Genomic DNA, 20,408 nt, shown 5'->3' with positions numbered 1-20,408 from the left:
AATTAATTATTGTTCAAAAACAAATGTACTAAAACGATTTAGTAAAACAAATATTTTTTTATTTAGCAAATTAATTATGTTAATTTATCAATCAAATGTTAAATAATACAAGACTTTTTAAAAATAATACAATAACAACAGGGAAGTACAGAATTATTTTTTTTGAAATTATGTTTTTATTCAAAATAAAATTTAATGTATTCTTAATTTTAAGGGGTAATATTTTAAAATTAAGAAAAAATAAAATCTTAAAATACCTTCTTTGGCTTTGATGATTCTCTAATTTTCAATTCTGTGTTAAGAATAACCTTTTGAGGTTTGTCGTCTGTTTTTTTCAGTAAATTTAGCATTATCTTCATAAGCTCCTCGCCTATTTCATATAAAGGTTGAGCTACGGCAGTTATAGTTGGATTACAAATAGAAAAGAACTCATTATCGTCAAATGTTACTACTCCAAAATCCTTTTTTAAAGCATCGCAGTCTGACTTAAGTGACTCCAATCCTCTAAGAGCTAAATAGTTTGTAGAGAAAAATAATGAATCTAGTTCAGGATTATCAGCAACAAAAGAATAAATTAAATCCCTACTAAATTGTGTGCTGGTTTCATTATAAGGTATATATAAAATGTTTGAAACAAGCCCGTTGTCAAAAATAGCTCTTTTATAACCATTTAAACGATCGAGCATTTGTGTTTGAGAAGTATCAGTAGTAATAAAACCTATTTTCCTGTAATGATTCTTTATTAAATGCTCTGTAGCATTATAAGCAGCTTCATCGTTATTTACAATAACAATATTACTGTCTAAATCAGAGAAATATCTATCAAGAAGTACAACCGGTATATTTTCATCAATCAGCTGTTCAATTACACCCTGCATTCCGGGAGAAGGTACAATTATAAATCCGTCAACCATTCTGAAGTTAAACAGGTGGATAAGCTCTTCCGATTTATTATCGTCATTTTCATTACTGCAAAAAATAACTTTATAGCCTTTCTCATAGGCCATATCTTCAATAATCCTGGCTAATTTGCTGAAGAAGTTATTTGAGATATCTTCAACCATAAAAACTAAGATTTTTGATTTTCCTGTCCTAAGGCTCTGAGCTATTTGATTAGGCCTGTAATTTGTTTTTTTCACATAATCTAAAACCTTCTGAGTCATCTCTTTAGAGATATGTTTCTCTTCAGCTTTACCATTAAGTACAAATGAAACTGTAGTAACAGATATATTGAGGGCTTTTGCAATACTCTTTATTGATATTTGTTTCTTTTTCATGTTATACAAATGTAAATAAGGCGATAGTTCTATTTTATTTTATGCAATAATACGTTAATTTATAACTAAAATGATAAAATATATTCAAAAATTAAAAACTATTACCGTTAAATTGATAATCTAATCACTAATAAACATTCGTAATAAAATCGCCATAAGGTTGACTGATAGATTCTATTACATTTATCTGTGAAATAAATTATTAAAAGTAATGTTTCAAAAATAATTGCTCTAAAAACAGGATTCATACCATAAGATTGAATTTCAATGTGAAACTACCGAAAATTTGTACCTAAAAAAAAGCTCTCTATAACAGCTGCGCGACATATCTCTGCATTCAGATAAATTATTGATTTTGTAAAACCATTTGACTAAACAACTTAAGAAACATTTAAGATAACTTAAGCATAATATTAAGTACTCTATAAATCAGCCTTTTGTAATTTGGTATACCAATAAAAAATGTATGCCATGGATAAAATTACTCAAGCACTTTTTGCTGCTGCGAGACAGGGAAATCTTCCCGTACTTAAAGAAATTTTTATTTATAAACCTAATTTAGAAATGAAGGATGAACGTGGCTTTACACCACTAATTATTGCCGCTTACAATAATCAACCACAAACCGTACAATTACTTCTCGATGCCGGAGCTAATCCTGAAACTACTGATAATAGTGAAAACACAGCCTTAATGGGCGCAAGTTTCAAAGGACATATTGAAGTGGTAAAAATACTCTTAAAAAATGGAGCTAATATCAATGCACAACATGCTAACGGAGGAACAGCATTGATGTTCGCCGTTATGTTTGGACGTAATGCTGTAGCTGATTTTCTAATAAAACAAGGAGCAGACACAAGCCTTAAAGATGTTCGTGGTCTTACAGCCCTTGATTTGGCATTACAGCAAAATAATCACTTAGCAGCCGAAAAACTGCTTGCAGCATCTAAAGAATCTGAAATTTTAAAACCAACTAATAAATAATCAGCTGTGAAAAAAAACAATACAAAACCAAAGGCTAAAACCAAAGATGAAAAAGATATAAAATCGGTGGATTTAGAGCGTAACAGAGAATATAGTGAAGGAGAGTTTATTACTACAAATCAGGGAGTCAGGATAAACAATGACCATAATACCTTGAAGGCCGGAGAACGCGGCCCATCCTTACTGGAAGATTTCATAATGCGTGAAAAAATCACCCATTTTGATCACGAACGCATACCAGAAAGAATTGTCCATGCCCGCGGCTCAGGTGCACACGGTTACTTTGAAACTTACGGAAACGTTAGTGAATATACCAAAGCAGCCTTTCTTAATGACACAAGTGTAAAAACTCCTGTATTTGTACGTTTCTCCACCGTGGCTGGTTTTAGGGGTTCAACAGACCTTGCTCGTGATGTGCGTGGCTTTGCAATTAAATTTTATACTCAGGAAGGTAACTTTGATATGGTAGGTAATAATATGCCGGTATTTTTTATTCAGGATGCCATGAAGTTTCCAGACCTTATACATGCGGTAAAACCCGAACCTCATAATGAAATACCTCAGGCTCAGTCGGCCCATGATACCTTTTGGGACTTTATATCACTAATGCCTGAGTCCATGCATATGATTATGTGGGCAATGAGTGATCGTGCTATACCACGCAGCTTAAGAATGATGGAAGGTTTTGGTATCCATACGTTCCGTTTCGTAAACAAGAAAGGAAAATCAACTTTTGTTAAATTCCATCTTAAACCGAAATTGGGCACACATGGAGTTGTTTGGGATGAAGCACTGAAAATATCAGGTAATGATCCCGATTTCCATAGACGTGATTTGTATGAAAATATTGAAATGGGGAATTTCCCGGAATGGGAGTTCGGTGTACAACTCATACCGGAAGAAGATGAGCATAAATTCAATTTTGACCTTCTTGACCCAACCAAAATTATTCCCGAAGAAATGGTACCGGTAACCCCTATAGGCAAGATGGTACTTAACCGAAACCCAGACAACTTTTTTGCCGAAACCGAGCAGGTTGCTTTCCATCCCGGGCATGTGGTACCGGGAATCGATTTTACAAATGATCCCCTATTACAGGGTAGACTCTTTTCTTATACCGACACTCAACTTTCAAGACTGGGTAGCCCTAACTTTCATGAAATACCTATAAACCGACCTGTTGCAAACATGCATAACAACCAGCGTGACGGACACATGCGTCAGGAGATAAATGTTGGCAAAACACACTACAGCCCTAATTCCCTTAATGATAATTATCCCGCTCAGGCCAAAGAGTCAGAAGGTGGTTTTGTAAGTTACTACGAGCGTATTGAAGCGCATAAGGTACGTGAAAGAAGTGAGAGTTTCTCCGATCACTTTAGCCAGGCCGCACTGTTTTACAACAGCCAAACACCTATAGAACAAAACCATATTATTAATGCCCTGCGTTTTGAGTTAAGCAAAGTGGAAACGACTGCCGTACGCGAGCGCATGGTAGGCTTATTGAGTCAGGTTGATAAGACACTCGCAAAAAAAGTGGCCCAGGGTTTGGGACTTGCTGTTCCTAAACCGGAAAAACCTATGAATAAAGGTGTAGGAGCAGATTCTGACCAAAAGAAGCATGAGCCAAAGCAACTGGATAAAAGTTATGAGCCAAGCGATGCGCTAAGCATGATAAAGAACCCTACAGTAACAAATACCATTGAAACAAGGCAGGTTGCATTTTTATGTGGTGAAGGTGTAAATGAAAAATCCATCACTGCACTGAAAAAAGCACTGGAAGCTAAAGGAGCTTCAGCAAAAATTGTGGCAGCTACTGCTGGCACTGTTAAAACCGATACCGGCAAGGAAATCAAGGCTGATTTTGCATTTTTCTCTTCCTCTTCTGTACTTTTTGACGCGATATACGTTCCTGCTTCAAAAAACAATACTGCATTAATGAGTAACAACAATGTAGTTGAATTTATCAATAATGCCTACAGGCACTGTAAAGTTATAGGTTTTGACAAGGAACTGGAAAATCACATTAAGATGACTAGTATCCCACCAGATAAAGATGTACCGGGAGTATTGATTAACAGCAGTACTTCTAAACAGTTTAAAGAAGAGTATACAAAACTTCTTGGACAGCATCGTATTTGGGAGCGGGAATCGCAAATAGTGGAATAGTTAGACAAATATGGTACTTATAAATTTGTACCAGGACTTTTTCACATTGCCTATATTTTTCAGCTATAGCTCTCTACTTCTAAAACAATATTTAAATTTTAAAGCTTATGAAAAATTTATTTTAATGATGACTATCTGTCTCTGTACCGGCGTTAATTTCGTGCCGTTAGGAGAATTATAATGAATCCTAAAATGTTCAAGATAACTCCATTAATGGTCACCAGAGTCTCTTTCACTCCTAAAAGCAATAGTGATAACATAGATGTACCTACTCAAAATTCGGATACGGTAATAATAAGCAAAACACAGCACCGTAAGCTCAATAAATTAACGTAAACCGATAAAAAAAAAGAATCCACTCCTGAAGGAGTGGATTTATTATAATAATCCAAGTAAAAAAGCTTTATTTTATCAGAGTTCTATTTTCCAATATTCTGAGCATAGCAACCAGCACAATATAGGAAAGTATGGTTATAATTAAAATTCTTAAAAAGCCATCTCAGATATCAAAAAATAACTTATTCATCACTACTATAATTTATATATAAAACTCATTGATTAGTTCACGTATAATGTTTCGGCTAACTGTCAAACGTTTTTTATTTTTTCTTTTTTTCTTCACGCATTTGTCTAACCGTTTTAGTACTTCCGTCATGGCTCCATCCGGGCGGACCAAAAACATACATAAACTTATACTTCCAGTTAGAAGACTTTTTGGTATCCTTGATTATATTTCTGTATTCGTGAATCAATATGATTGCGGGATTATAGGAATCCGGTGGACTGGTTACCCCAAATTCTATTTCTACCCTTTCATCCAGTTCCTTCCAAGTACCAAAAATTCTGTCAAATACATTTAAGATACCTCCGTGATTTTTATCCATATATTCTAAATTTCGGGCGTGATGCACCTGATGCATCGTGTGTGTATTAAGTATATTTTCCAGAAAACCTAATTTGGGAATGTAGGTGGAATGTAACTGAAACTGCCAGAGCGATTCAATGCCTAAACATACAAGAAGCATTGCAGGGGGGAAACCCAAAGCGGGAATCCATAAATAGAAGAATGGTTTGTATATAAGAGTAAACCAACCATTTCGTACCGCTGTTCCTAAATTGAATTTTTCAGATGAATGATGTACAAAATGAGCGGCCCAAAAGAAACGAACCATATGATTTTGTCGATGGAACCAATAATAGCTGAAATCGTCTGCAAGCATACAAAGTAACCATATATACCATGCATATCCAAATGCATCCCACCCAAAGATATTTATCCTAATTCCATTCTCTGTAAGAGGATTGAAGTAATCATAAACTAAATTAAATAATAGTATAGCTGTTACTGTTTTCAGTAACGCTGCTATCGCAGCTGATCCAATACCTATAGAGACACTACAGGCCAAGTCTTTCCAGTTATAAAGGTCTTTCCTTCCCGTAATTTTACTATGGCTTAATTCAAGCAACATTATACCGAGAAAAAAAGGTACACCATACACAAGTGGATTGGTAAAATTCATTAATTAAGTAGATTAAATTCATATTTATTAAAACTACCTATATAAGAACGGAAAGCCAAATATCATTACTTAGTTTATTATATCTTTAACTTTAATAAGATTTAAATTACAAAAAATTAAATCTTATTTTAAGTATTTTACCTCTGCAAATAGGTGATTTTAAAATCCTTTCAAAAATTAGCAAATTTGTTTTTTTCAATCAAAAATATTTGATATCTAACCAGCGGCCTTGTACTAGTACATCTCTGATATAAAACAAATGATTTGTTTGTGATATTTGTCGATATTTGGATAAAAACCGTATCTGTATTACACCTCAAGACCCTGAAATTCAAAAGTATAAAGGCTTGCTAATTTCTGCATCGGAAATTAACAAAGTATGCAAAATATAAAGTTATTTGTTAAACATTTTATACAGCCCATAAAAGGAATAGTCTTATACCTTTCCATATATAGAATTAGCGTTCTTATGATCTGAAAGTTAACCTTTTACTACAAATATATAATCTGTGGCAAAATCGTGGAAATTTTATTTCCTAGATTTACATTTAATGGAATGACGCGGGTTTGAGCGACTAAGTTCGAATCCTGCTCTCCAAACCAAAAATTAAAAGCCTGCATTTTTTTGCAGGCTTTTTTATTTTCCTACACTGTAAATTTATAGAAATTTTGTGCAAAATGGTGAGAAATCTGCATGTTCAAAAACATCATAAAACCCCGAAACATGCATAAAAGCAGGTGATTGCAACTTAAATACAATTTATTTGAATAAATAATTTATTATTTTTCAATAAGTTAAATTCAAAATACTATCTTTACCTCAAAATTAATTTATTTATTTACAATGCAAGAAGGTACAGTTAAATTCTTCAATGAAGAAAAAGGTTTTGGATTCATTACTCCAAGTAACGGAGGTAAAGATATCTTTGTTCACGTTTCAGGTCTAACAGAAAGCATTCGTGAGAACGATGTAGTTCGTTTTGACGTTGAAGAAGGGCAAAGAGGCCCAAGCGCGAAAAACGTAGTAGTAGCTTAATACTCTACAACGACCGGTACAAAGCATCTGATAATTACAGATGCTTTTTTTTTGCCTTACTGTTAACAGGCTTAATATAATACTAAAAGCAACAAAACTCTATATTTCGTTCAGCCTCTTTAAATTAGAATATTCTTCCTTTTAAAAAAAGTAAAATATAGTTGAGTTAACCACCTCAAACAATTACCTTGCTTGGTGAAAACCAACTAGCATGACTATTAAATTTTTACAATTTTACCTTTTACTACTCCCTACCCTGTTATGGTCTCAGTACAATTTAGATATAAAAGTAGATAACAGGATGGAAGCCCTGAGTATTTTTTACACCTTAGCAACGGCAGATACCTTAGACACTAAGCCTACTCCGTCAACATACTACAGGGATGTAAAACTGTATTTTGAGGCTTATAAAAACCACCAATCATTAAACTGGTACAGAAATCTTGACACATGGGACGGTTATGATATGGCCTCACTAGGGCTTTTCCTTTCAAAGAAACATCCGTTTACTATTATTGTTAATCCCGAAGTTAACTACATAAGAAGCTCATCTCCGGAAACATTTCTTTACCATTTTAATAAATTTTATGCCGATACAAATATGCATAGCTTTATCAATAAACACAAAAAGCTATACGAGTCAGTTTGTCAAAATGCTAAAGATGCTGTAATAGCTTCGGGCATAATAAACCACATACAATCTTTTTACGGTACTACTGTTGAAAGTAGGTTTGTTATTTATTTGGACCTGCTAAACAATTTGGGCAGTAATGCTATTAACAGCAATGATCCCGGCTTTATTAATGACCGAATGTTTAGGCTGGCATATTTAAATGATGAAAGTAAACACCTTACAGATGAATCTCCCGTGCTGTTTACACCCTACATTAATGTAGTAACACACGAAATAAGCCACCTGTTCCTTAAAGAGTTTATCCCGAAATACCGCCAGCGTCTGTATAAAATACGTCACCTGTTCCTCACCACAAGTAGCGGAGAGGTATTAAATGAAACCGAATGGGAAAACGAACTTGATGAACTACTTGTAAGGGTTTGTACAGCACACATTTTAGCCCAAAAATTTGGTAACGAAAAGGGAATTGAGGAGATTAACAATCAGGCAAAACATTTCAAACTGGCAAAACCACTTTATAATTTTTTTAATTCATACTTATCTAACAGGACTTCTTTTAAGGAGATTGATACCTTTTACCTGGAGATAGTACAGTTTTTAGAAAATTACAAACAATAAAGAAACATAAGAAACCAAGCGTTAAAAAATAGTTATCAATTTTGAGTGATACCCTGTAAATACTATCTTTACACCAATTAGTAACCAATATATTATACAGTATAACATGAAAGAATTATTTGACCAGATTAACGCACAGTTTGAATCGTTTAAAGCAGAAGCTGAGCAACACATCGAGAAAGGTAACAAAGCAGCAGGTACTCGTGCCCGTAAAGCAGCTCTTGAAGTAAGCAAACTAATGAAAGATTTCAGAAAAGTTTCTGTTGAAGAGTCTAAAAAATAAGACTATAACTGTATAGTTATACATAAAAAAGCCTGCAAATTTTGCAGGCTTTTTTGTTACTTTTAATTAAAGTTGATAATAAAAGATTATGTCAATCTCTTTTAACAGACTTAGCCGTGCATTATCACCATCAATTAACGATGCTATTTAATCATTCTATTTTTTTTGTTTTATTGCTGCTGCAAGAGTATTCATGAAATTTAAAGTCTGCTTTAATACTTCAATATGTCTAATGTCATTTTTATTAGCTATATCAAAATGCATAATATCATTCCTGATTAATCGAACTTCTTCTAATTGTTTTACAAATAAAGACCTGTCAATATTCAATCCCAATTTATGAAAACGGTCAGGATGTTCCAATATTCTAACATATTGACCAAAAGTCATATCACTTAATTTTTTAATTTCTTTAACCTTCTCCTCATAATTTGAATTAAATTGAATTTCATCTGGAGAAAATTTTTCATGTAACAGTCTTCTTAAATGATTTTCAATTTGCTCAATAAATAAAAATGGTTCTGCTAATGATATAAACTCTTCTCCAATATCAGTTGTAGTAATTATACCGGATATTGTTTTATCCTTTTTTCTTACAAGTACAACCTCTTTATCTAAAACATCCTTTACGGCTTCAAAAAGAGGTGTATCATATTTAAGTATAGCTATATCCTCTTTACAATCATTTACTGTAACACATGTTTTTCCTAACCCTAAATTTCTACCTATAGATTTCCAACTAATCATTCCGTCAACTTCTCCTTTAGGATGAGAAAAAATAGGTAATTGAGAAAAATCATTTAAAATCATCAAAGTAATTGCTTCTTGGATAGTTGTATCTCGTGTAACAGAAATTAAACCTTTACCTTTTTCCTCTTCAAACTCTCTATCTAAGTTTGCCGCTTTCAATTTGCTTATCCTTGGAACAGGATCAATTTCATAATCCTCATTACCTGCTTTCACTTTCGGCTTAGGGATAATTTCAATCGGATCATAGAACCATACATTACCAAAATCTGGTGAAGAATAAACCTCATAAGAATCTAATAATTCATTAATTGTTTCATTAACTCTAATCCCTCTACGTGAAACCCCCAAATGTTTTAATGCCACACTTGGATAGGTTTTAATAGGTTTTCGCGTAGTTTTGACTTCTTCTAATATCTCTAAAAAGTTTTTTTTACTCATATTTTACTTATTTTACTAAAAATATACTTTTACAACTAAAATAATACCCGCTAAACCACCTGTTTTATACTTCCCCGTATTTTTACCTACCGCTTTTCTTACAAACCTTATAATTATCCCTTATATCTAAAACGTGTAAGTAACCTTACCATCAAAATAAAAAACCAAGAACCAGAGAAATTTTAACCTCATCATATTGGTTTTTAATATGTTAAAGAAAACATAATCGGTTTTAGTTTTTAACAGGGTATTAGTAAATTAATACTTTAAAAACCAACCAATTATGAGGCTCTTTTTTAATTTACTGGGAAATATATCTAAGTTAATATCGGCACTGGTATTTATTTGCGGACTCATAATGCTTTCCCTCGCTGTGGTAGACCTAATCCATACCATAATGATTACCTTTGAGCAAACCGAAAACAAGCCTGCTAAAATGGCTGTAGGACTGCTGCAAACGGTAGATTTTGTACTGCTGTCCATAGTATTCTTTATTTTTTCCATAGGTATAACACTACTCTTTAAACAAGAAACAGAAGAAAAAGCAAAACTGTTTACCGAACTTCCCAAATGGCTACAGATAAAATCACTAACCGAGCTTAAAATAATACTTTGGGAAGCCATACTTACTACTTTCATTATTACCTATATAGGCGATTTGGCACTGCATAAAATTATTAAGAACGAGCCTTTCTCCACAGCACAGCTTATATTGCCGGGTGCCATACTAATACTGGCCCTAAGCCTTTACTTCCTAAAAAAAGGAGAATAGCTACTGCCCTTCTATAGCTGTTTTTTCACGTTTATATTTCTTTTTGAAGTTAGGAAGGAAATCAGTAAAAATTACGTTGGCCTGTAATACATGGTACGATACCGTTCTGTCATTCCTTGGCAATAAATCATGCACATAAGAAACTTCCAGTTGCAAATCGTTAACAAACGAATAGCCAAAACCTGCATTAAAACGATTCCTGTCAAAAACGGAAGATCCGCTTACGCTGCTTTTGGTTTTTAACATAACCTCATCCGAAAGGAAACTATACAGTACCTTTTCCTTTATTACGGGGCCGTTTAAAGGATAGACTCCCTTAAGCTGTAACCGTAACCTGAAAACCGACTCAAAATAATTGTCTACATTTTTTAAATGACGGTCTTCCAAACCCGTTTTAATACCAAGCCTGAATCTTTGTTTTATCATAAGGTAATTGGCCTGTATGGAAGTTCTGAGTTCCGGTGCTTTTCTTTGTGAAAGTTCGGGTACATGACGGTTAAGATAATAACCAAACGAAGCAAACAGTGTCCAGCGTTTAGAAATGTAGCACCTCGCCCCTGCCTTACCATGAATACGAGTAACCTGCGACATAAAACTGCTGTTACCCGGCACGCTACTGGTACGAAAGCCTCCGGCAACATCAATACCCCATTTCGGGTTTATATCCCTTATAAAGGAATACCCGTTCCAAAACTGACCGTAATCTTCGGTTTGGGAAAACAGGGACTGACTCACAGTTAGCAGGAAAACTAAATACAGTAACCTGCATTTTATATCTCTTAAAAAGAAAATTTTCATTTTATAAAAAAGTAAGGAGTAAAAAACTAACCGTAAGCAAATTATAAGCGTTTTAAAAATACAAAAAAAAGCCCCTTACTCTTTCAGGCTCGGGGCTAAAATAAATCGCTTATATGAGAATTAATCTCTCTTCATCATTCTGGCAGCTTCTGCCTCCAGGTCTTCAAAGCTTTCTTCACTAATATCTATACCTACCCCCAGTATGGTCCCGCCTTTAAACGTACCCGGGGTTTTGTATTCTTCACTAACGGCATCACCACTGTCAAAGCCCACACACAGACCGTCACCCGAAAGGGTAAACTTACCCGGTTGTGTTCTCATAGGACCTTCGGCAACTTTCTTACCGTCTATATATAGCAGTAGCTTACCTATCTGTTCGCCTTTGTCACCTGTTTTTTCACGTATAAACTCGGCACCAAAAGTATGCTTACCTGTAGTAATGTTAGACGATGATATAAACTTCTGTTCCGGTTTAATACCCAGGAAGTTATATACATAGTACAGTTTTTTATCCTTAATGAACAGCGAATGACCGCCAAAGCGTGAACCGTGTGCAAACAGTACTCCCTGAGCATTGGCATCTTTTACCTCCACATCGGCTACAATTTTATAGGAACGACCCCGAATACTAACCGCAACACCCTCCGGCACTGGAGCAGTTCCCGGATAATAAACATACCTTGTTCTTGGTTTTTCCTGCGAGGGGCGCTCAATACCTAAAAGTTCAACGGCTGTACGGTCATCTAACGGAAGTACCAGGTTCTTATCAGCTTCCTCGAACCAAAGGTCAATCATTTCTTTTAGCTTATCCGGATATTTTTTTGCCAGATTGTTCGATTCGCTTCTGTCTTCATTAACATTATACAGTTCCCATTCATCCTCCTCAAAATTTCCTTTACCGATTAGCGGAGCGTGCAATGCCACAGCTTTCCAGCCGTCTTTCCAAATAGCACGACTACCTAACATGGCATAATACTGTACATGCTTTTGAGTTGGAGCATCGGGTTTTGCATCAAAAGTATAACGCATGGAAACTCCTGATAAAGGATATTGCCCTACTCCATTATAGGTTTTCGGCATTTCAAGTCCGCAAATATCAAGTATGGTAGGAACTATGTCAGTACTATGGTGATATTGGTTCCTTACTTCCCCGCGTGCTTTGATACCTTTAGGCCAAGATATTACAAGCGGGTCACAAGTACCCCCTGCATATTCGCTATATCGTTTAAACATTTTATAGGGAGCCGAAAATGCTGCTGCCCATCCTGTAGGGTAATGCTCGTAAGTATCTGGCCCTCCCAATTTATCCAGATATTTCAGGTTTTCCGAAAGTTCATCGGGATAACCGTTAAAGAATTTATTTTCATTTACCGATCCGTTAGGCGAACCTTCTCCCGAAGCCCCATTATCTGCAGCATAAATAATAACAGTATTTTCAAGCTGACCGGTTCTTTCCAAATACTCTACTATCCTACCCACCTGATAATCGGTATATTCAGAGAAGCCTGCATATACTTCGGCAAGTTTAGAGAACAAACGTTTCTCATCGGCGTTAAGTTCATTCCACGGACGCACATAATCTCCCGGATTTGAAATAGTAGGAGGTAACGGATTAAAATCGGTCAGCTTAGTGTCTTTTGGTATAATCCCTTTTGCAACCATACGTGGCACTACCCAATCACGATAGGCATCATAACCTGCATCAAACTTGCCTTTGTACTTATCAATAAACTCCTGTGGTGCATGGTGCGGCGCATGGTTAGCACCTGGGCAAAACCATAAATACCAAGGTTTGGATGGGTTTGTTGCCTTCTGGTCCTTAATATATTCAATAGACTTATCGGCAAGATCTTTAGAAAGGTGGTAGCCTTCTTCAGGACCATAAGGCTGTTCGGTAAAATGATTATCCTCTACAAGGTCAGGATACCATTGGTTAGTTTCTCCACCTAAAAAACCATAATAACGATCAAAGCCCATTTGGGTAGGCCATTGCGCCCTTGATCCTCCCGATGCAACATCCTGCTCCGGCACGTTATGGTTTTTACCTATCCAAAACGTACTCCAGCCGTTATCCTGTAATATCTGAGCAATAGTAGCACATTGCTTAGGGATACGTCCGTGTGCTCCCGGAAAACCATTAGCTCCTTCGGTAATACATGCATTACCGGTTAAATGGTGATTTCGCCCTGTTAATAGCGTAGAACGTGTAGGAGAACATAAGGCCGTAGTATGCCACTGACTGTAAATAAGTCCGTTATCTGCCAGTTTTTGTAATGTAGGCATATTAATAGCCCCGCCATAAGGCGACCAGGCTGCCTGCCCAGTATCGTCAAAAAGCACAAACAATACATTGGGAGCCCCTTCGGGTGCCGACTTAAGTGTGTAAGGTTCCCAGTCGGGTTTAGAATCCCTTACATCAAGTTCAATAACTCCTTTAAAGTTTTCTTTTCTTACCTGACGGGGATCAGACTGCGAAAAAGTTTTTGTAGTTCCTGCCATAGCAAGAAAGAAGAACATAAAATATATGCTCTTTTTAAGCGTAGTAATTCTCATGATAAACTTATTTATTGGTTAGGTTGAAAAAGCTGTACTAAGGTGTAAAGCCCGGTTGGTGATTAATTAACTACCATCAATAAATACATATTGTAGAAGGATCTAAGCCACACCGGAAGAACGGTTGACAAATAGATTTTTACGAGAATTAAAAGAGGCATTAATAATAGTAACGACCAAATAATTTAGGGTTGTTAAATTAAATTATCTACTATTAAAATTAATCAAACAAAACACTTAAAACCAATAAGTTAACAGTATTTTATGATAACTATTTATAAAAAAAACCCTGAAATTAAGGGCTTTAAAAATATTTATATTCTATATGCTTATTTAGGGAACAGAAATATTACCACGGCACGCCAGCCCCAGTCGGTCTTACTGCCATTGGGAGCAGCAAGGTTAAGCCTTGGCCCTATTGCCAGCGATATTTTCTGACCACCAACACTTGTTAGTCCGCTAACGGTGGGATTAAGCCAAATGGTGGTATCGCTGCTTTGCCAGTTTTGGGTCATTTCCATATTACAGCCAAGACCGGCGCCACTTTGCCAGTTGTAGGTTACAAACGGCTGAAGGAACATTTGGCTAACATCAGGGCGGTCACTGTCTCCGGCAACACTCCAAATTTGGTTAACCAGTGCACCATAGGTCCATCCGTTACTTTGCTTTAGTGCAACTGCCGTGGGTCCTACCCCAAACTTTTTGGTTGTAAGATAATCATCTGTACCCACGGGCAACAGCAATACCGGTCCCACGCCCCATGTTAAACCGTTTTTAGAAGCTTTGGGACTAAAAAAGCCGCTTACTACTGCATCACTAAGTCCGTTTTGTTTTTCACCGGGTCCTGTAATGTTATACTGGGTAATAACAGGAAGTATAACCCTGCCTATTAAGTTCCAGTTTTCATTAAGACTTAATGGGATTACAGGTTGTATGTTCATGGTATTGCGCGAACCGTTAAGCTCGCCTATACCATAATCACTATTATTTTGAAAAGGCACACTAATAAGCGATGCTATAGGATTAGAAAGTTTTTTTGCCAGTTCGGCATCATCACTTTGGGCGTTTACCATAAAACAAAACAGTAAACCACAGGTTATTAATAAAGTATGTTTCATAATTTATATGTGTTAACGTTAGTATTTTATGGGGATATGGTTAGTTACCATAAACCGTTTTCCAGTCGTTTTTCATATCAACAACTGTCCAGCCTTTTTCGTCAGCTTCGTCAAGCCCTTTGTTTAAAGTACCAATAGATGATTTCCTGTCATAAGCCCACTCCCTTATAGAATCGGTATGATGTACATATAACTCAAAGTTTTTGTACTTGTTTGATGCTGTATACTGTAGCATTTGTAAATCACCATCAGAGTTTCCGGCAGCAAAAACAGGTTTACGCCCAATAAATTTATTAATACCTACAGGTTTGCCAGCCTTATCATCCATAAATTCAAGTTCAGGTAATAGTCTAATAACCGGGTTTCCGTTATTGTAGTCAAACTCTGTTTTATTGCTGCTGCCTACAATCTGGTCATCCGGAATACCATAAACGCCTTCAGCCCAGGCACGCATAAACTCAATGCCCCCACCCGAAACAATAAATAGTTTAAAATCATTCGCTTTTAAATAATCTAAAAGTTCCTGCATAGGCTTATAGGTCAAATCGGTAAATAGTACATCTTTTGTAGGATGTTTTGCTGTGGCAATCCAGTCTTTTACCAGTTTATCAAACTCTTCGACAGTTACATTACCGTGTACTTCCGTTACCATGTCAAAAAGAGCTTTATCACTCTGCTGCATAAGCATTTTCAGGTCGTGCTCAATAGCGGCCTTATAGGGTTGCTTGTCTTTCCATTCAGGATGATTTGCCGAAAGCTGCTTTACCCTATCCATAGTGAAGAATAACTGAAAATAAGCGGGTTGTTCGCTCCATAGTGTACCATCGTTATCAAACGTGGCAATACGGTCTACTACCGGAATAAAATTGGCACTGCCTTCGGTAGTTACATCTTTCACAAAACTGATAATGGCATTTTTACTGACCCCATCATTCCATGATGGCAGTGGGTCACTGTTTTCAGAAGTTTGTACTGTTGTTAGCTCAGTTTCTTTAGAAGGCTCCTGCTTACATGCTATTAAAAAGGCAAGTAGCAAACAAAAGGTAAATAGCCTTGTTACGCTTAATTTTACATTCATTGTATTGTGGTTTTGGTTGATTATTGCATCAGTAAGTTTTATCTTGTGAAAAGAGGGGGCTAAAATCGAATAATTAAACAACCGATATACTATGCTAAATCAATTTCCCCGCATTTACATGCGGGGAAATATTGCGGGGATTACAATTACATTAATTAACCTGAATATGCACTACTGCCTAGTTCCCGCCTGCAGTATTTTGTATGTAGTTTAAAGTTGTAAAATAAAGTCCTGTCAAAACAGAAGAATTTCAAAAATTACAGATTATTTCAATTCAATAATTACTTTATCTATAACTCCATTAAACGAATTATTGTGTCCGTATGAGTCGCTAACTAAGGCTCCTAAATCTGTACCTATATCAAGTGTTTCGGTAGCGCTAAACCTAACCGGAACCACTTTTGGTATATCTCCTTTACCTACCGGTTTTCCATCTATAAACAACTCGGCCGTACCGCCATCGCCATATTCCTTACCTGTTTGGGTATAAACCATTTTTATGCTGAAATTACCTTTAGGCAGTGTAGTGTTTGAAGCTACAGAATATATTTCTTTTCCAAAGAAATTATAATCATAGTACACTTTACCGTTTTTTACATAAAGTGTCCATCCTCCGGCACCTCCACCCTCGGCTGCAAGTACTCCGCTATTATTACCTTTATTTTGCCCAATTACTGTGACATCATGACTTCTGGCATAAATAGGTGGTGCAGATCCCTCAGGAATCCTTACAACACCCTGCGAATATTCAAATTTAGTTTTACCTTTCACATTACTGGGTCTGTCTGGTATTTGAGCCCTTTGGGCAAAGCGGTCATCAAGCGGATAAACATTATATTTTTTTGCTTCCTCATCAAACAACTGCTGTAACTCCTTAAGTTTCTCAGGGTTTTTAGCTGCCAGGTCTACCGCTTCAGAAAAGTCATCTTTTATATTATATAGCTCCCATTGGTTATCCTTAAAGCCTTTAGAACCTGTAAGTATCCAAGGGGCACCATGAAAACTTGCTGCTACCCAACCATCATTGTAAATAGCACGATGCCCTCCTGTTTCAAAATACTGTATCTTTCTTGTGCCTTCTGCATTTCCATTTTCAAAAGTATATTTCATGCTTACCCCGGCTAGCGGAACCTGCTCTACACCATTAACACTTGTAGGGAATGTAATGCCTAGTACATCATAAATTGTAGGAGCAATATCAATAACATGATGAAATTGTGAGCGTGTTTCTCCATTGGCAGCAATTCCTTGTGGCCATGTGATTATCATACTGTTTCTGGTTCCGCCAAAATGACTCGGAACACGTTTCATCCATTGAAAAGGTGCACCTCCTGCCCAGCTCCACGGAACAGCAAAATGATTTTCATGTTTAGGCCCGCCAAGCTCATCCATAATAGCTAACTGGCTTTCTACAGTATCTGGGAAACCATTTTGGGTATACATGTTGTTACTGGTGCCCGACATACTTCCTTCTGCCGAAGATCCATTATCTCCTACAATAAAAAATACAAGAGTATTATCAGCATCAGGTAGCTCATTAATAGCTTTTAATAGCCTGCCTATCTGATAATCGGTATATTCCAAAAAGCCTGCAAATACTTCCATCTGTCTGGCAAACAATTTTTTTGCATCGGCAGATTGGGAGTCCCACGACGGAATTTCTTTTGGTCGCTCTGTAAGTTTGGTGCCTTGTGGTATTATACCCTGTTCAAGCTGGTTTTGATATACTATTTCCCGGTATTTGTCCCACCCCATATCAAACTTTCCTTTGTATTTATCTATCCATTCCTTAGGGGCATGATGTGGAGCATGTGCTGCGCCGGTTGCATAATAGGTGAAAAATGGTTGTTCAGGAGCTATTGATTTTTGGGTTTTCATCCATGTAATAGCCTGGTCTGTCATGTCTTTACCTAAATGATAACCCTCTTCAGGCAATGATGGTGGCTCTATAGCTTGAGTGTTTAATATTAACTGCGGTTCCCACTGGCTGGTTTCTCCACCAAAAAAGCCGTAAAAATGTTCAAACCCTATACCTGTGGGCCAACGGTCGTAAGGGCCTATAGCGCTTGTTTCCCAATCGGGTGTATTATGCCATTTTCCGTAAGCCGAAGTACTATATCCATACTGACTTAGTACTTCTGGTATTGCAGCAAGGTCTTTACCCCACATACTATTGTACCCCGGGTAACCCGTACTAAGCTCAGTAATGGTACCATTACCGCTTTGATGATGATTTCTACCTGTTAAAAGAGCAGCTCTTGTAGGAGAACATATACCTGTAGTATGGAATCGGTTATAGTAAAGGCCTATATTTTTAAGACTGTCCATTACCGGAGTATTAATAAGTCCTCCGTTAACGCTGGGCTGACCAAAACCTATATCGTCCAAAAGTATTATAACTATGTTTGGAGCCCCCTCTTTTGCCTTGTAAGGCTGAGGAAAATCAGGCGTAGAAGTTTCAAAAGTTTCTCCTATCTTACCTTTAAACTCAGGATTAGGGCGTGGTAAAACACTACCTTCTCTATCTTCATTCTGAGTATCATTCTCCTTCTTCCCAGAATTGTTACAGGATACTGCCATAAACGATATGACAATACAAAAAGTAAAAAAATGTTTCATTGCTGGTTGGTTTAAATTACTATATAAAAACACTTCAGTATTCCCTGAAGAGTAGTATTAATCCATATGAAAAATCCCCTTGACACACTAAGAGAAATAACCGCTTTTAAATAAAGTCCTCCTGTTTTTGGCAGGAGGACTGCAGGGGAATCACAATAACTAACCTAATATTTAATCAACTTATTTTTTTACAGAACAGAAAAAAATCCCCGGGGCGCATTATCCCGGGGACAGGAACAACGTCCAACCTATTTCAGGTAGACAACTAAATTCTTAACTCGTATAATTTGTGATGCGGTTTTCATGTTATAATCAGAACGTGCAATTAAGGTAAGTGTTAAATTCACACCTTTAAATTAACAAATACTAAAAGACCACTTATATAACTTAACAAAACTTTAGCAACTCATTCACAGATACTTGACACAAAAAAAATCCCCAAAGGCAGTGCCTTTGGGGATTTCTATTTAATATTTTTTGTTAGCTAACTGCTATTATAATTTTAAAGCAAAACCAACAGTTACATTTGCCTTTATTTCTATCTCACCTACAGCTATAGTTTCTCTGGATCCTGCAGAATCAGCTGCCATTTCATAAGATACTGATTTCATTCGCAAAGGCATATAAGACGACGAACCATTTTCGGTAATCATCATAGCAGCACCTATACTTTGACCAATTGCCGATGCATACTCTTCAGCTTTTTTCTTAGCATCAAGCATCGCTTCTCTCCTTGCCTGTGCTTCATATTCTTTTTGTTTAGAAGATTCAAAGTTTACTCCTTGTATGTTGTTAACTCCGGCATCGGTAAGGCCTGTAATAAGTTCGTCATACTTACTTAAATCTTTTAACTTAACCGATATGGTTTGAGAAGCCCTGTAGTAGTATTTCTTTTTGTCGTAATCATAGCTTCTGTTAAGATAAACACGATCAGTTTGATAATCGTTTGCGTCAACCCCTGCTTTTTTAAGGTATTTAATAACAGCATCGGTAGCTTTGTCATTTTCCTTTTTTACCTCTTTGGCATCGTTACCTTCGTTATTTACCCCAATGGTAATGGTAGCCATATCGGGCGTTACTTTTATTACACCCTCACCCTGTACTGTAACCTGTGGCATGGGTGCCTGTTGTGCGTTTGCAGCTCCTGCTATCATCATAACTAATACAATTGCAAATTTTTTCATAGTGATTATATTTTCTGTTTTGGTTAATGAATTCCAAATTGCATGCCATAAAAGCGGGCAAGTGTTACGAAATTAGCAAAACCACATCACACAGGCTGTTAAGAAAATGATAATCAAACGAGTGGAAAAAGATAATTTTTTAGTGTTTTTTGGTCTTCCAGATAAAAAGCCTTTTAATGATGTAGCCTATTGCAAAAAAAACAAGCGGCAGGGTTATAAAATAGAAAAACACTTTCTTTTCCCTTATTTCATCTTCGGTCATATAAATATGTGGTTCATTAACAAAGTAAACCACTTCTTTATTTTCATACTTAACCTTATCTGCCAATAACGATTTGCTATCAACATTGCGGGTTAACCAAATCAGTTTATTTTTTTCACTTACAAAATAGTAGTTAAAATAATAGTTATCTGGATTATCCCCACTATAAACCTTAACCCTTTTTACAGCAGCTGTAAAGCCACATTCATCTAAAACAGAAATATCCCTTAGATACTTAATAAAAAGCAACGAGGAAATTAAGTAAGCTATTCCTAAGAGCAGGATTAAAAATTTTTTCATACTTCCCTGAAGTAC

Annotated in this window: 16 protein-coding genes; 6 read left to right on the top strand and 10 right to left on the bottom strand. The window is 36.2% G+C overall.

The window, feature by feature from the left end; translation table 11 throughout:
* Positions 1-248: 248 nt before the first annotated feature.
* Positions 249-1,277: a LacI family DNA-binding transcriptional regulator gene (locus tag V3Z67_RS13745; protein ID WP_330443850.1), complete on the bottom strand. Its 1,029-nt coding sequence runs from the start codon at positions 1,275-1,277 to the stop codon at positions 249-251.
* Between the two features lie 471 nt (positions 1,278-1,748).
* On the opposite strand from V3Z67_RS13745, the gene V3Z67_RS13740 reads away from it, so the two are divergent.
* Positions 1,749-2,261 carry an ankyrin repeat domain-containing protein gene (locus V3Z67_RS13740; protein WP_330443849.1) on the top strand — a complete coding sequence of 171 codons (513 nt, stop codon included), beginning with the start codon at positions 1,749-1,751 and terminating at the stop codon, positions 2,259-2,261.
* Between the two features lie 6 nt (positions 2,262-2,267).
* The gene (locus tag V3Z67_RS13735) at positions 2,268-4,430 is read left to right on the top strand and encodes a catalase (protein ID WP_330443848.1); all 2,163 of its coding nucleotides are present in this window, start codon (positions 2,268-2,270) and stop codon (positions 4,428-4,430) included.
* A 599-nt stretch (positions 4,431-5,029) separates the two neighbouring features.
* On the opposite strand, the gene V3Z67_RS13730 is transcribed toward V3Z67_RS13735, so the two are convergent.
* Positions 5,030-5,950, bottom strand: coding sequence for a sterol desaturase family protein (locus V3Z67_RS13730; RefSeq protein WP_330443847.1), 921 nt, complete (start codon positions 5,948-5,950; stop codon positions 5,030-5,032).
* 844 nt (positions 5,951-6,794) lie between these two features.
* Here V3Z67_RS13730 and V3Z67_RS13725 point away from each other — a divergent pair.
* From V3Z67_RS13725 to V3Z67_RS13715, 3 genes are all read left to right on the top strand, one after another.
* Positions 6,795-6,986: a cold-shock protein gene (locus tag V3Z67_RS13725; RefSeq protein WP_035134749.1), complete on the top strand. Its 192-nt coding sequence runs from the start codon at positions 6,795-6,797 to the stop codon at positions 6,984-6,986.
* Between the two features lie 211 nt (positions 6,987-7,197).
* Complete coding sequence (locus V3Z67_RS13720) at positions 7,198-8,238, top strand: DUF4932 domain-containing protein (protein WP_330443846.1); 1,041 nt, start codon at positions 7,198-7,200, stop codon at positions 8,236-8,238.
* A 106-nt stretch (positions 8,239-8,344) separates the two neighbouring features.
* On the top strand, positions 8,345-8,521 hold the full coding sequence (locus V3Z67_RS13715) for a histone H1 (RefSeq protein WP_035134746.1): 177 nt from the start codon (positions 8,345-8,347) through the stop codon (positions 8,519-8,521).
* 156 nt (positions 8,522-8,677) lie between these two features.
* On the opposite strand, the gene V3Z67_RS13710 is transcribed toward V3Z67_RS13715, so the two are convergent.
* Positions 8,678-9,709, bottom strand: a complete 1,032-nt coding sequence (locus V3Z67_RS13710) for a CBS domain-containing protein (RefSeq protein WP_330443845.1) — start codon at positions 9,707-9,709, stop codon at positions 8,678-8,680.
* A 283-nt stretch (positions 9,710-9,992) separates the two neighbouring features.
* On the opposite strand from V3Z67_RS13710, the gene V3Z67_RS13705 reads away from it, so the two are divergent.
* Entirely contained in the window at positions 9,993-10,481 is a 489-nt protein-coding gene (locus V3Z67_RS13705) for a YqhA family protein (RefSeq protein ID WP_330443844.1), read from the top strand.
* On the opposite strand, the gene V3Z67_RS13700 is transcribed toward V3Z67_RS13705, so the two are convergent.
* The 7 genes from V3Z67_RS13700 to V3Z67_RS13670 form a co-directional block, all read right to left on the bottom strand.
* Positions 10,482-11,279 (bottom strand): DUF2490 domain-containing protein, encoded by a 798-nt coding sequence (locus V3Z67_RS13700; RefSeq protein WP_330443843.1) that lies wholly within the window; start codon positions 11,277-11,279, stop codon positions 10,482-10,484.
* Positions 11,280-11,399: 120 nt separating this feature from the next.
* Positions 11,400-13,832: an arylsulfatase gene (locus tag V3Z67_RS13695; RefSeq protein WP_330443842.1), complete on the bottom strand. Its 2,433-nt coding sequence runs from the start codon at positions 13,830-13,832 to the stop codon at positions 11,400-11,402.
* A gap of 329 nt (positions 13,833-14,161) precedes the next feature.
* Positions 14,162-14,950, bottom strand: coding sequence for a hypothetical protein (locus V3Z67_RS13690; RefSeq protein ID WP_330443841.1), 789 nt, complete (start codon positions 14,948-14,950; stop codon positions 14,162-14,164).
* A gap of 40 nt (positions 14,951-14,990) precedes the next feature.
* A complete protein-coding gene (locus V3Z67_RS13685) occupies positions 14,991-16,028 on the bottom strand; it encodes an HAD family hydrolase (RefSeq protein WP_330443840.1) in 1,038 nt (345 codons plus the stop codon).
* A gap of 264 nt (positions 16,029-16,292) precedes the next feature.
* Positions 16,293-18,647, bottom strand: a complete 2,355-nt coding sequence (locus V3Z67_RS13680; protein WP_330443839.1) for an arylsulfatase — start codon at positions 18,645-18,647, stop codon at positions 16,293-16,295.
* Positions 18,648-19,141: 494 nt separating this feature from the next.
* Positions 19,142-19,831: an SIMPL domain-containing protein gene (locus tag V3Z67_RS13675; RefSeq protein WP_330443838.1), complete on the bottom strand. Its 690-nt coding sequence runs from the start codon at positions 19,829-19,831 to the stop codon at positions 19,142-19,144.
* A gap of 139 nt (positions 19,832-19,970) precedes the next feature.
* The gene (locus tag V3Z67_RS13670) at positions 19,971-20,393 is read right to left on the bottom strand and encodes a hypothetical protein (RefSeq protein WP_330443837.1); all 423 of its coding nucleotides are present in this window, start codon (positions 20,391-20,393) and stop codon (positions 19,971-19,973) included.
* Between the last annotated feature and the right edge of the window lie 15 nt (positions 20,394-20,408).

It is taken from the genome of Flavobacterium sp. C4GT6, assembly GCF_036347315.1.
GTDB lineage: Bacteria > Bacteroidota > Bacteroidia > Flavobacteriales > Flavobacteriaceae > Flavobacterium.
This window is presented reverse-complemented; position numbering and strand designations above follow the sequence as displayed.